Origin of the sequence: Pseudomonas sp. 58 R 3, from assembly GCF_900006605.1 — a bacterium.
In the GTDB taxonomy this organism is placed as follows: Bacteria; Pseudomonadota; Gammaproteobacteria; order Pseudomonadales; family Pseudomonadaceae; genus Aquipseudomonas; species Aquipseudomonas salomonii.
In genome coordinates, this window is record NZ_CVTT01000085.1 from 16431 (window position 1) to 28976 (window position 12546).

At 60.2% G+C, this 12546-nt stretch carries 12 protein-coding genes; 7 read left to right on the top strand and 5 right to left on the bottom strand.

All coding sequences use genetic code 11. From position 1 onward, the window contains the following. The first annotated feature begins 225 nt into the window (after positions 1–225). From BFP92_RS27740 to BFP92_RS27770, 7 genes are all read left to right on the top strand, one after another. Positions 226–1884: a Na/Pi cotransporter family protein gene (locus BFP92_RS27740; RefSeq protein ID WP_065931945.1), complete on the top strand. Its 1659-nt coding sequence runs from the start codon at positions 226–228 to the stop codon at positions 1882–1884. Positions 1885–1942: 58 nt separating this feature from the next. Continuing rightward, on the top strand, positions 1943–3325 hold the full coding sequence (locus tag BFP92_RS27745) for a M16 family metallopeptidase (RefSeq protein ID WP_065931946.1): 1383 nt from the start codon (positions 1943–1945) through the stop codon (positions 3323–3325). Positions 3326–3395: 70 nt separating this feature from the next. Next, positions 3396–4427, top strand: coding sequence for a DUF5924 family protein (locus tag BFP92_RS27750; protein WP_065931947.1), 1032 nt, complete (start codon positions 3396–3398; stop codon positions 4425–4427). A 54-nt stretch (positions 4428–4481) separates the two neighbouring features. Beyond that, positions 4482–5630 carry an ABC transporter permease gene (locus BFP92_RS27755; protein WP_065931948.1) on the top strand — a complete coding sequence of 383 codons (1149 nt, stop codon included), beginning with the start codon at positions 4482–4484 and terminating at the stop codon, positions 5628–5630. Further along, positions 5627–6430 (top strand): ABC transporter ATP-binding protein, encoded by an 804-nt coding sequence (locus tag BFP92_RS27760; protein ID WP_065931949.1) that lies wholly within the window; start codon positions 5627–5629, stop codon positions 6428–6430. The genes BFP92_RS27755 and BFP92_RS27760 overlap by 4 nt, the downstream gene beginning before the upstream one ends. Position 6431: 1 nt before the next feature. Next, the gene (locus BFP92_RS27765) at positions 6432–7370 is read left to right on the top strand and encodes an MlaD family protein (RefSeq protein WP_056861024.1); all 939 of its coding nucleotides are present in this window, start codon (positions 6432–6434) and stop codon (positions 7368–7370) included. Continuing rightward, positions 7367–7978 carry an ABC-type transport auxiliary lipoprotein family protein gene (locus tag BFP92_RS27770; RefSeq protein ID WP_065931950.1) on the top strand — a complete coding sequence of 204 codons (612 nt, stop codon included), beginning with the start codon at positions 7367–7369 and terminating at the stop codon, positions 7976–7978. Before BFP92_RS27765 ends, BFP92_RS27770 begins: the two co-directional genes overlap by 4 nt. A gap of 92 nt (positions 7979–8070) precedes the next feature. Here the strand turns inward: BFP92_RS27770 and BFP92_RS27775 are convergent, their stop codons facing one another. The 5 genes from BFP92_RS27775 to BFP92_RS27795 all read right to left on the bottom strand — a co-directional run bounded on the left by BFP92_RS27775 (position 8071) and on the right by BFP92_RS27795 (position 12463). After that, complete coding sequence (locus BFP92_RS27775) at positions 8071–9300, bottom strand: nucleoside recognition domain-containing protein (protein ID WP_065931951.1); 1230 nt, start codon at positions 9298–9300, stop codon at positions 8071–8073. A gap of 98 nt (positions 9301–9398) precedes the next feature. After that, positions 9399–10730, bottom strand: coding sequence for a glutamate/aspartate:proton symporter GltP (gene gltP, locus BFP92_RS27780; protein ID WP_065931952.1), 1332 nt, complete (start codon positions 10728–10730; stop codon positions 9399–9401). A 729-nt stretch (positions 10731–11459) separates the two neighbouring features. Then, complete coding sequence (locus tag BFP92_RS27785) at positions 11460–11927, bottom strand: inhibitor of vertebrate lysozyme family protein (protein WP_065931953.1); 468 nt, start codon at positions 11925–11927, stop codon at positions 11460–11462. A gap of 2 nt (positions 11928–11929) precedes the next feature. Next, positions 11930–12094, bottom strand: coding sequence for a DUF1328 domain-containing protein (locus BFP92_RS27790; protein WP_003170804.1), 165 nt, complete (start codon positions 12092–12094; stop codon positions 11930–11932). 78 nt (positions 12095–12172) lie between these two features. Further along, a complete protein-coding gene (locus BFP92_RS27795; RefSeq protein WP_065931954.1) occupies positions 12173–12463 on the bottom strand; it encodes a hypothetical protein in 291 nt (96 codons plus the stop codon). Between the last annotated feature and the right edge of the window lie 83 nt (positions 12464–12546).

The window sequence follows — 12546 nt, forward strand, 5'->3', positions numbered from 1 at the left end:
GGACGCTCCGCGTCCGCCCTCAAAGCGACGCAGAGCGTCGCGGGATGCATTCCCACGCAGAGCGTGGGAACGATCTTCATGACAGTTTTGTTTCAATCCCCACTTTAGCTATGCGATGCTGGCGCAGAGCCCATTCGCCAACTACAGCTTAAGTACAAGACGTAGAACGGCACGCGGCAATTCTCATTTGCTCTTTCTGGAGCACACCCACACGGGGGGCCGAGCATGCTGACCTTGCTCAATCTGCTTTCCGCCGTGACCCTGCTTATCTGGGGCACGCACATCGTCCGTACCGGCATCTTGCGGGTCTACGGTTCCAACTTGCGCCAAGTCATCGGGCAGAACATGTCCAAGCGCTGGCTGGCGTTTATCGCCGGTATCCTGGTGACGGCCATGGTCCAGAGCAGCAACGCCACGGCGATGCTGGTGACGTCGTTTGTCGGCCAGGGCTTGATGGGCCTTACGCCGGCGCTGGCGACCATGCTCGGTGCCGACGTCGGTACGGCATTGATGGCGCGGGTACTGACCTTCGACCTGTCCTGGCTGTCGCCACTGCTGATTTTTCTTGGGGTGATTTTCTTCCTGTCGCGCAAACAAACGCGGGCAGGGCAGATGGGCCGCGTCGGTATCGGCCTGGGCCTGATCATTCTGGCCCTGCAACTGATCGTCGAAGCCGCCGGGCCGATTACACATGCCCAAGGCGTCAAAGTTATCTTTGCCTCGCTGACCGGCGATATTCTGCTGGATGCCTTGGTCGGCGCTCTGTTTGCGATGATTTCCTACTCCAGCCTGGCCGCCGTACTGCTGACCGCCACCCTGGCCGGCGCCGGTGTGATCGGCCTGCACGTGGCCATCGGCCTGGTGATCGGCGCCAACATCGGCAGCGGCGTGCTGGCCTTCCTCAGCACCAACATGCAGAACGCCGCCGGCCGACAGGTCGCGCTGGGCAGCTTGTTGTACAAACTGATCGGCCTGTTGCTGATTATTCCGGTGCTGGACCCGCTCGTACGCTGGATGGATGGTTTGGACTACAGCGCCCAAGGCATGGTCATCACCTTCCATGTGCTCTACAACACCACGCGCTGCCTGATCCTGCTGCCGACCATCGGGCCAATGGCGCGCCTGTGCGCCTGGTTGCTGCCGGAGCAACAGGAAACCAACGGCAAAGCCAGGCCCCGTCACCTGGACCTGGCCTCGCTCGCCACCCCAAGCCTGGCGCTGGCCAACGCGGCCCGTGAAACCCTGCGCCTGGGCGACCTGATCGACAACATGCTCACCGCCATGCTCGAAGTGCTGCGCGGCAAGCAAACCGCGATCACCCAGGAAATGCGCAGCCTCAGCGACGACGTCGAGGCCCTCTACAGCGCGATCAAGCTTTACCTGGCGCAAATGCCCCGCGAAGACCTGAGTGAACAGGACAGCCGCCGCTGGGCCGAGATCATCGAGCTGTCGATCAACCTCAAGCTGGCCGGCGACCTGATCGAGCGCATGCTGCGCAAAGTCCAGCAGCAAAAAACCTCACAGCGCCGGCAGTTCTCCGAAGTCGGCCTGGAAGAACTCACCGGTTTGCACAGCCAGTTGATTGCCAACCTGCGTCTGGGCCTGTCGGTGTTCCTCAGTGCCGACCCGGAAAGCGCCCGCCAACTGCTGCGCGAAAAGCGCCGTTTCCGCGCTCAGGAGCGTCGTCTGGCCCACGCCCACGTCAGCCGTTTGCAGCGCAAAATCGTACAGAGCCTGGAGACCAGTTCCCTGCACCTGGAGCTGATTGCCGACATGAAACGCCTGAACTCGTTGTTTTGCAGCAGTGCTTATGTAGTGTTGGAAACTTCAGACACCGGCGCGCTCTCCGCCGAAGATATTGCCGACATCACTCATTCGCCCTGAACGTACGATGGCCCGTGAAGTCAGTTAACAATGGACCTCACCCGCCAGGAAGCTTGTTATGCGTCGCCTGTTACTTGCCTGCCTGCTCATGGGCTCGGCACACACCTTTGCCTTCGACCGCCTGCAAGTCGAAGGCTACACCTTGCCCAACGGCCTGCAATTGCTGCTCAAGCCGGGCACCGAGCGTGGGCACGTGGCGATCCGCCTGGTGGTGGGCGTCGGCCTGGATGACTTTCCCTGCGACGAAAAAGAACTGCCGCACCTGCTCGAACACTTGCTGTTCAGCGGCATCGACGGCGGTGGTGAAGGCGACCTTGAAGACCGCATGCAAGCCCTCGGCGGCGAATGGAACGCCTACACCAGCAATGCCGACACCACCTTTGTGATCGAGGCACCCGCGCAGAACCAGCGCAAGGTGCTGGACCTGTTGCTGGCGATCCTCACCCGCACCGAACTGACCGACGCGAACATCAATGCGGCCAAAAAAGTGGTCGAGCGCGAAGACGGCGGCCATTACTCGCACCTGCAACGCTTGCTCGACCGCCAGGACCTGGGCCACACCGCCAGCAACCAATTAGCCGTCGAACTGGGGCTAAAATGCGCCGAGCGTGCCGAAGTCAGCCAGCTGACCCGCGACCAGTTGCAAACCCTGCGCACGCATTGGTACGCCCCCAACAACATGACACTGATCATCGTCGGCGACCTCGACAAACTGCTGCCGGCGTACCTGGAACGCACGTACGGTCAACTTGATCCGGTCGAACCCTCCGAGCATCGACCGCTGCCGGACATCCAGCACACCGCCGCCAGCCATCGCGACCTTATCCACGGCTGGGTCGGTGACAGCGCCAAACTGCACTGGCTGTTCCCCGAACCGGTATTGGACGATCAACACGATGAAACCTACGATTTGCTCAAGGACTACCTCGACTGGGCGCTGTACCGTGAGCTGCGCCTCAAGCACGGTTTGTCCTACGGCCCATGGAGTGAGCGCGAAGTGCTCGGCGGCGTCGGCTTCCTCAGCCTGAATGCCGACCTTGAGCGCGACAATCTTCCTGAAGCCGAACAGGTGTTGCAGGACCTCACGGCGCAACTGCTCAAGGACGGCCTCGACCCGGCGGTCTTCAACCGCTTGCAGCAAGCCGCTATTGCGCGCCAAGCCTGGGCAGTGCAGGGCAACAGCGCGCTGGCCGACTATTACTGGAGCGCTGCCGGCGACTATGCCGATGGCCATATCAGCGACCCGACCAAGCGCATCAAGGCCGTCAACCTGGCGCAAACCAACCAGGCCATGCGCGAGGTGTTTAACCAGAAGGGCTACTGGCGCGTCGAAAAACCGCTGCTGAGCTATGACGCCCTGAGCTGGATCGGTGCCGGCCTGTTCGCGCTGATCGCCAGTGTGTTGATCGGCGTGCGTCTTTATCGCAAACGGATCACGTAATGACGCACCGAACACAGGGCTAAGACGTTATTCTGTCTGAGATTTTTCCTACACCAATTGTGAACCGCCAATGCCAAATCTACCGCCCCTTATCCAGCGCATTATCGAACTGATCAAGCGCTATCCAGGGGTGATTGCACTCGGCGGTTTTATCTCGGGTGTGTGCAGCTTCATCCTGGTGGATCGCCAGCAGGGCATGGCCAGTTGGATTGCGGTGATCATGCTGGTGAGCTGGCTGTGGTTGATGCTGGAAAACAGCTTTACCCAGCTGTTCGCCAAAGTCTTCAAGCGCGAAATCCCCGAGCCGCTGCTGCGCTACGCGACCCAGATGATCCATCAGGAAAGCCTGTTCTTCGTATTGCCGTTCTTTTTCGTCACCACTGCCTGGAACAGCGGCCAGTCGGTGTTCACCGGCCTGCTCGGCGCGGCGGCGCTGGTGTCGATCACCGACCCGCTGTACTACAAGTGGCTGGCACCCAAGCGCTCGCTGTTCCTGGCGCTGCACACCCTGACCTTGTTCGCGGCACTGCTCACCGCACTGCCGATCATCCTGCACCTCACCACCGCCGAGAGTTACAAGTTGGCGCTTGGCGTGGCCATGGCATTGTCGATCCCGAGCCTGGCCGTGAGCCTGCCGCTGCGCAGCATCAGGGGCTGGGTGATGCTGCTCGGGGTGACGGCCGCCATTGGTTGCGCCGGCTGGTTCCTGCGCAGTTGGGTGCCGCCGGCCACCTTGTGGATGACCGAAGTGGCGATCAGCACCCAGTTGCAAGACCGCACACCAGGCGATGATCTCAAGGAAGTCACCGCCGCCCAACTGCGCAGCGGCGGGCTGTACGCCTACACCGCGATCAACGCGCCACGCGGGCTGGATGAGCGGATCTTCCATGTGTGGAAATACAACGGCCAGGAGGTCGACCGTATCGCCCTGGATATCCATGGCGGGCGCAAGGAAGGCTATCGCGCCTGGACCCACAAGCAGAACTTCCCGGCCGACGCCGTGGGCCGCTGGCAGGTGCAGGTGCTGACGGAGGATGGGCAAGTCATCGGTGTGCTGCGCTTCAAAGTCACTGACCCAGCACAAACGGACAACCCAAAGTAGACCGTATCGTGCTATTACGTACGGATTGTGGATAGCCAAACAAGCTCGGAGCTTATGACCACTCGTACCACGGCCGGCGCAGCCCACCTCGACACCTCCAGCGTTCCCCCGTTACTCAGGATTACGGGGGACTGGACGCTTGCCCACTACGCCAATCTTAAAAAACTGAGTGACAAGCTCGACGGCCAATACGACGCCGGTGCACGCATCGACCTCAATGGCCTCGGCGCCCTGGATACCGCGGGTGCCTCGCTGCTGGTCGAGTTGCTGGGCCCGGACCGTATCGAGCGTTCCGCCGAGCAGACCGATTGCAGCTTATCTACCGCCGACCGGGCACTGCTCAAAACCGTCTACCGCTCTCTGAACGATTTCTGCGTACCCGACAAAGAGCCGGAAGAAGCCGCCGGTATCCAAGTGCTGGCACGTATCGGCCGGGCCGTCGACACGGTATGGCAGGACGGCATGAAACTGCTGGGCTTTATCGGCCTGATCCTCGAAACCTTCGCCCGCGGCGTGTTCCGTCCCAAGCGCTGGCGCATCACGCCGATGGTCGCGCATATCGAACAAACCGGCCTCGACGCTGCGCCCATTGTCGCGTTGCTGACCTTTCTGGTGGGCGCCGTGGTGGCGTTCCTCGGCGCCACCGTGCTCAAGAGCTTCGGCGCGACGATTTTTACCGTGGACCTGGTGGCGTTTTCCTTCCTGCGTGAGTTCGGCGTATTGCTTACCGCCATCCTGATCGCCGGTCGCACCGCCAGTGCCTTTACCGCACAAATCGGCTCGATGAAAGCTAACGAAGAAATCGACGCGATCCGCACCCTGGGCCTGGACCCGATGGAGCTGTTGGTATTGCCACGGGTGATGGCGCTGCTGGTGTCGCTGCCGATGCTGACATTTTTGGCGATGCTCTCGGGGATTGTCGGCGGCGGGGTGGTGTGCGCCGTGGCCCTGGATATTTCACCGGCGATGTTTCTCTCGCTGCTGCAATCGGACATTGGCGTGCAGCACTTTTTGGTGGGCATGGTGAAAGCGCCGATTTTCGCGTTCCTGATCGCGGCGATTGGCTGCCTTGAAGGCTTCAAGGTCAGCGGCAGCGCCGAGTCGGTCGGCGCCCACACCACCTCCAGCGTGGTGCAGTCTATTTTCGTGGTGATCGTGCTGGATGCGGTTGCCGCGATGTTCTTTATGGAGATGGGCTGGTGAGTCGTCTACACCGTGCGCCCACTGAGGCGGTGATCGAAGTGCGCGGCCTGTGCAATCGCTTCGGCAGCCAGAGCGTGCACGAGCACCTCGATCTGGATTTGTACAAAGGCGAGATCCTCGCGGTGGTCGGCGGCTCCGGCAGCGGCAAGTCGGTGCTGCTGCGCAGCATCGTCGGCCTGCGTCGGCCCAGCGAAGGTGAGGTGCGGGTGTTCGGCAAGAACCTGCCCAACCTGCCCGAGCATGAACGCTCGCTGGTGGAACGGCGCTTTGGCGTGCTGTTCCAGAAAGGCGCGCTGTTTTCCTCGCTGACGGTCACCGAAAACGTCGCCCTGCCGTTGATCGAACACGCCGGCCTCAGCCGTCGCGATGCCGAGCACCTGGCGGCGGTCAAGCTTGCCCTGGCGGGGCTGCCGTTGTCGGCGGCGGATAAATACCCGGCGTCACTGTCCGGCGGCATGATCAAGCGCGCCGCTTTGGCGCGGGCGTTGGCACTGGACCCGGACATTCTGTTTCTGGACGAACCCACCGCCGGCCTCGACCCGATTGGCGCGGCGCAATTCGACCAACTGATCCTGACCCTGCGCGATGCGCTGGGCCTGAGCGTGTTCCTGGTCACCCACGACCTCGACACGCTGTACACCATCACCGACCGCGTGGCGGTGCTGGCGCAGAAGAAAGTGCTGGTGGCCGATGCCATTGATGTTGTCTCGGAAACGGACGACGCCTGGATTCACGAATATTTCCACGGCCCCCGTGGCCGCGCGGCATTGGATGCCGCTCAATCGCTTAACGAGGTATGACATGGAAACCCGAGCCCATCATGTGATGATCGGTTTGTTCAGCGTGATCGTGGTGGTCGGCGCAATGCTGTTCGGCCTGTGGCTGGCCAAATCCAGCGTCGACAGTGCCTTCCAGGACTACGAGGTGGTGTTCAACGAGGCCGTCAGCGGCCTGTCGCAAGGCAGTTCGGTGCAATACAGCGGGATCAAGGTGGGCGATGTCACCAGCCTGCGTCTGGACCCGAAAGACCCGCGCCGGGTACTCGCACGCATTCGCCTGGCCGGGCAGACGCCGATCAAGGAAGACACCCAGGCCAAACTGGCACTGACCGGCATCACCGGCACCTCGATCATCCAGCTCAGTGGCGGCACGCCGCAAAGCCCGGAACTCAAGGGCAAGGACGGCAACCTGCCGGAAATCATCGCCTCGCCGTCACCCATCGCGCGTCTGCTCAATAACAGCAACGACCTGATGACCAGCATCAATCTGCTGCTGCACAACGCCAACCACATGTTCTCACGGGAGAACGTCGAGCGCCTGAGCAACACCCTGGACAACTTGCAACAAACCACCGGCGCCATTGCCGACCAGCGCGGTGATATCAAGGTGGTGATGCAGCAGTTGATGCAGGTGAGCAAACAGGCGAGCGCCGCGCTGGAACAGACCACCACGCTGATGCGCAATGCCAACGGCTTGCTCAACGACCAGGGCAAGCAAGCCTTCGGCAGTGCCGAGCAGGCCATGAAGTCGCTGGAACAAAGCACCACGACCATCAACACCTTGCTGACCAACAACAAAGACTCGGTGAACAGCGGCATGCAGGGCCTCAACGAACTGGCACCGGCCGTGCGCGAGTTGCGCGAAACCCTCGGTTCGCTGCGCGCCATCTCCCGTCGCCTCGAAGCCAACCCCAGCGGTTACCTGCTGGGCAGCGACAAGAACAAGGAGTTCACGCCATGAAGCGTGCTTACCAACTAATCGCCCCGCTGGCCTTGGTGCTGATCAGCGCTTGCTCGATCCTGCCCAAGCCGGACCCGTCTGACGTGTACCGCCTGACGTCGGCGCCCACCAGCACCCAAGGCACGCCGGTGAGCTGGTCGTTGCGTGTGTCCAAGCCGCAGAGCAGCGAGTTTCTCGACAGCCCGCGTATTGCCGTAGTGCCAAACGGCGACCTGATCAGCAGCTACGCGAACTCACGCTGGAGCGACCCGACGCCGGTGTTGCTGCGCAATCGGTTTATGGACGGTTTCCAGCGCGATGGGCGGGTGACGCTGCTGAGTACCGACGAAACCAATCTACAGGCTGATTACGAGCTGGGCGGGCAGTTGCAGGCGTTTCAGAGTGAGTACCACGGCAGCGCGGTGGAGGTGGTGATCCGCCTGGATGCGCGGTTGGTGCGTGGCAGTGATCAGCGGATTATTGCCAGTCGGCGGTTTGAGGTGAAGCAGCCGGTCGGCGATACAAAGGTGCCAGCGGTAGTGGCGGCGTTTGGGCAGGCGGGGGATCAGTTGAACAAGCAGGTGGTGGATTGGGTGGTGCAGCAGGGCAATGCTGCTGCGAAACGCTGAGGGCCTCTTCGCAGGCAAGCCAGCTCCCACCTTTTGATTTGTGAACACCGTCAAATGTGGAAGCTGGCTTGCCTGCGATAGCGATCTAAATCTTAACCAAAGAACCAGTAGCACACCGCAATCGCCGCCACGACACCGGCAAACTCCGCCAGCAACGCACACCCAACCGCATGCCGCGCCCGCTGAATGCCCACCGAACCAAAGTACACCGCCAACACATAAAAGGTGGTCTCGGTACTGCCCTGAATCGTCGCCGCGACCAACGCCGGGAAGCTGTCCACGCCCTTGGCCTGCATGGTCTCGATCAACAGCGCCCGCGCTGCGCTGCCGGAAAACGGCTTGACCATCGCCGTCGGCAACGCGTCGACAAAGCGTGTGTCCATGCCGGTCCAGGCCACCACATGGCGAATGCCTTCCAGGCCGAAGTCCAATGCCCCGGAAGCGCGCAATACGCCCACGGCGCAAAGCATCGCCACCAAATACGGCAGCAGGTTCTTGGCAACGTCGAAACCTTCTTTGGCGCCTTCGACAAAGGCCTCGTACACCTTCACCTTGCGCAACGCACCGATCACCAGAAACAGCATGATCAAGCCAAACAGCGTCAGGTTGCCGAGGATCGACGACAGGCCCGCCAGCGCCGTGGCGGACAAGGTCGCCAGCAACGCCATAAAGCCGCCCAGTGCCAGCGCGCCGGGAATCAGATAGGCCAGCACCACCGGGTCCCACAAGCGCAGGCGCTGCATCACCGCCACCGACAGCAGGCCCACCAGCGTGGAAGCACTGGTGGCCAGCAGGATCGGCAGGAACACCAGCGTCGGGTCGGCGGCGCCTTGCTGGGCGCGGTACATGAAGATCGTCACCGGCAACAGTGTCAGCGAGGATGCGTTAAGCACCAGAAACAGAATCTGCGCGTTGCTCGCGGTGTTGGGGATGGGGTTGAGTTCCTGCAACGCCTTCATGGCTTTCAGGCCAATCGGCGTGGCGGCGTTGTCCAGGCCCAGGCCGTTGGCGGCGAAGTTGAGGGTGATCAAGCCGATAGCGGGGTGGCCGGCGGGCACTTCCGGCATCAAACGGCGAAACAGCGGGCCTAGGGCCTTGGCCAGCCAGTCGACGATCCCGGCTTTTTCGGCGATGCGCAAAAAGCCCAGCCATAAGGTCAGGGTGCCGAACAGCAGCACCATCACGTCGACAGACAGTTTGGCCATGGCGAAAATGCTTTCGACCATCGCCGCAAAAATCCCGGCATTACCGCCCACCAGCCATTGCGCCAGTGCTGACACCATTGCCACGACAAAGAAGCCAAGCCACAGGCCATTGAGCATCAGTTGAATCCCCCGAAAGATGGGGCGAATGATAGCGGGGCTGGCAGAAACGACAAACCCCGGAATTTTCCGGGGTCTGTTTCAGAGCAGCGGTGGTATCAGCCGCGGGTAGCTTGTGCGGTCGGCACGGCTTCTTTGCTGCGCCAGTGCGGCAGCGAGTTCCAGTAGCGCTCGCCCTTGGCATCGTCGTACATGCCTTCCCAACGAGAGATAACCAGAACGGCCAGGGCGTTGCCGATCACATTCAGTGCGGTACGCGCCATGTCCATCACACGGTCGACACCGGCGATGAAGGCCAGGCCTTCCAGCGGAATACCCACGCTGCCCAGGGTGGCCAGCAGCACCACGAAGGACACGCCCGGCACGCCGGCAATACCTTTGGAGGTGACCATCAGGGTCAGTACCAGCATCAGTTGTTGGCCGATCGACAGGTCGATGCCATACAGCTGGGCGATAAAAATCGCCGCGATGCTCTGGTACAGAGTCGAACCGTCGAGGTTGAACGAGTAGCCGGTTGGCACTACGAAGCTGCAGATGGCCTTCGGCGCACCGTAGGCTTCCATCTTCTCGATCACACGCGGCAGCACGGTTTCGGAACTGGCGGTGGAGTAGGCCAGCACCAGCTCATCCTTGAAGATGCGCATCAGCTTGAGAATCGAGAACCCGAACAGGCGGGCGATCAGGCCCAGTACCGCAAAGGCGAAGAACAGGATGGCGACGTAAACCAGGATCACCAGCTTGGCCAGCGGCAGCAAGGAAGCAAAGCCGAAGTTGGCGACGGTTACCGCGATCAAGGCAAATACACCGATCGGGGCGTACTTCATGATCATGTGGGTCACTTTGAACATGCTCTCGGACACGCCCTGGAACATGGTCACCAGCGGCTCGCGCAGCTCAGGCTTGAGGCTCGACAAGCCCAGGCCGAACAGCACCGAGAAGAAGATGATCGGCAGCATGTCGCCACGGGCAACGGCGGCGAAAATGTTCGACGGGATCAGGTTGAGGATGGTTTCGATGAACGCATGCTCATGCTGCACTTCGGCGGCGGTGGCGGTGTATTTGGAAATGTCGACGGTACCCAGGGTACTCATGTCGATGCCGGCGCCCGGGTGGAACACGTTGGCTAACAGCAGGCCGACCACAATGGCGATGGTGGTGACCACTTCGAAGTAAAGAATGGTTTTGACGCCGATTCGACCGAGTTTTTTCGCATCACCTACGCCGGCGATGCCGACAATCAGCGAGGAAATCACAATCGGGATCACGATCATCTTGATCAGGCGGATAAAGATATCGCCTGCCGGCTGCAACACATTGCTGATCCACCAGGCTTTTTCAGCACTGAAATGGTTGAGCACTGCACCGATTGCGATCCCCAGTACCAAACCGATGAGGATCTGCCAGGCGAGGCTTAGCTTTGCCTTCTTCATGTCATTACCCTTACTTCAAGTGGACTTAAGGCAAATGCGCCACTCGCAACGCTCGCAAGCGAAAAAGTGTGCGCATTTGCCTCCATGGAAGGTCACCGCAGCATGGCCGAAATGGCTTACTGGCAGGCGAAAAAAGGCGCAACTATTCCCATGCAAGGGTTCGACGTCTAATGCCGTAAACGCCTACCCTATGCCGAATCGGCATGACTTTTTTTGAAATTAACTGTCCGAACGGTCAGTTCAAATCCGCCATTAAATCCCGTGAATATGCCGTTAACCGGCCAATACCGGCTCGCTCAGAGATGTTGGACGACTTATAAAGGTTGGCGAAAATGCCCGGGAATTCACTGACCTGGCGCCAGAAATGTCCTATGGCGCAGCTAAAATTTTCTCGATAGATGGTCGCCACGAAACACCAAGTAATGGTTAGGCGCGCGCAAAAGAGAAATTGTCGGCTATGAGCCGTATAAGAAGCGGAGCATGAGAGTGACAAGCCCGTCGCAAGTTCAGCAAGCGTGAGGGCTTGTGAACTTGCGTCGCAGCTTTTCACCTGACCCGGCCCTTGCGCAGGCACTCCCTGTACCCGTAGGTCACGCCGATCTCGATTGATCAGAGCAACCCGGCCCCCTGGTCATGCATCACCCTTGGCGGGTGATGCAGACAGAAAGAAGCAAAGGGCTTCTTTCTATGGACGCCGGCTCCGCAGACGACAGACGCGTCAGACGGAACCTAGTACCAATTCGGATCTTTCTTCAGTTGCTCCATCAGCAACTTCTGCATGCCTTCGTTCGGCTTACCGATAAAACGGTAATCGGCGTGCCGTGTCGGGGACTTGTCTGCCGGTAAACCGGCCGGGACTTCCACCAACATGGCGTAGGCATCTTCCTTGTCGTAGCTGAAGGCAACGATCAGGCGCTTGTTCAGGCACGTATCTGCGGTTTCACAGAGCGGCCCCACCAAGTACTTTTCGCCATCCTCTTCCACTGCGTTCATTTGTTCGGCCGTACCGGACAGGTTCATCACCCATTCCGGCAGGCGCTGTTCTTTCTTCACCACGCTTTGCCAGGTTTCGCGGTACTGCTTGTCCGCACTGAGCAATTCGTTGGCTCGGGATTGGCCGTCGTTGGCGGCCATTACCAAGCCGCTACCGCCCAAGAGCAGGGCGGCAGCCATGGCTTTAAAGGACAAATGGGTCATATTCAGCCTCGGCCGCGACGACCAAAGAAGAACGAAGCGATGAACATCACCAGGAAAACCACAAACAGAATTTTTGCGATACCCGTGGCGGTGCCCGCGATACCACCGAAGCCCAGGACTGCAGCCACAATGGCGATGATCAGAAATGTGATTGCCCAACTCAACATGGTGATTCTCCTTACGCTTTTTTAGAGGTAACAGCGGTAGTGCCGTGCAGCCGCTCAACACAAGCGACCTTTTCTTGCTTAGAACACCCAACGCTCTTGGGCTGGCAATTCACCCAGGGTTGAACCCTGGTCTGCCACTCTCAATTGCGGGGCGGTTACATCGGTAGTAGCGCCGGCACTGCCAACGGAACGGAAATGGGTTTGGGTCATCGACGGACGTTCGAATTGCGGGGTTTGCTGCTGACTTTGCTGCCAATGCTGCATTTGCTGGCCGGCAATCAACGTGACCATCAAAGCCAGGCTGGCAAACAGACCTTGCTGCATGCGCAGTGGCGAGACACGTAATTGGCTGAGGCTTTGGCGAGTCATGCTGCATTTCTCCCGCATTCTGATTATTCGTTGGGAGAGCTATTGCAGAGTGCATGCCAGTTTTTTTACAAAATAAAACCCAA

What these genes read in the sequence shown, in the direction of transcription:
- gltP (WP_065931952.1), bottom strand. Translation starts at nt 10,730, where the DNA reads ATGAAGAAGGCAAAGCTAAGCCTCGCCTGGCAGATCCTCATCGGTTTG.
- BFP92_RS27790 (WP_003170804.1), bottom strand. Translation starts at nt 12,094, where the DNA reads ATGTTGAGTTGGGCAATCACATTTCTGATCATCGCCATTGTGGCTGCA.
- BFP92_RS27745 (WP_065931946.1), top strand. Translation starts at nt 1,943, where the DNA reads ATGCGTCGCCTGTTACTTGCCTGCCTGCTCATGGGCTCGGCACACACC.
- BFP92_RS27755 (WP_065931948.1), top strand. Translation starts at nt 4,482, where the DNA reads ATGACCACTCGTACCACGGCCGGCGCAGCCCACCTCGACACCTCCAGC.
- BFP92_RS27740 (WP_065931945.1), top strand. Translation starts at nt 226, where the DNA reads ATGCTGACCTTGCTCAATCTGCTTTCCGCCGTGACCCTGCTTATCTGG.
- BFP92_RS27750 (WP_065931947.1), top strand. Translation starts at nt 3,396, where the DNA reads ATGCCAAATCTACCGCCCCTTATCCAGCGCATTATCGAACTGATCAAG.
- BFP92_RS27775 (WP_065931951.1), bottom strand. Translation starts at nt 9,300, where the DNA reads ATGCTCAATGGCCTGTGGCTTGGCTTCTTTGTCGTGGCAATGGTGTCA.
- BFP92_RS27785 (WP_065931953.1), bottom strand. Translation starts at nt 11,927, where the DNA reads ATGACCCATTTGTCCTTTAAAGCCATGGCTGCCGCCCTGCTCTTGGGC.
- BFP92_RS27795 (WP_065931954.1), bottom strand. Translation starts at nt 12,463, where the DNA reads ATGACTCGCCAAAGCCTCAGCCAATTACGTGTCTCGCCACTGCGCATG.
- BFP92_RS27765 (WP_056861024.1), top strand. Translation starts at nt 6,432, where the DNA reads ATGGAAACCCGAGCCCATCATGTGATGATCGGTTTGTTCAGCGTGATC.
- BFP92_RS27770 (WP_065931950.1), top strand. Translation starts at nt 7,367, where the DNA reads ATGAAGCGTGCTTACCAACTAATCGCCCCGCTGGCCTTGGTGCTGATC.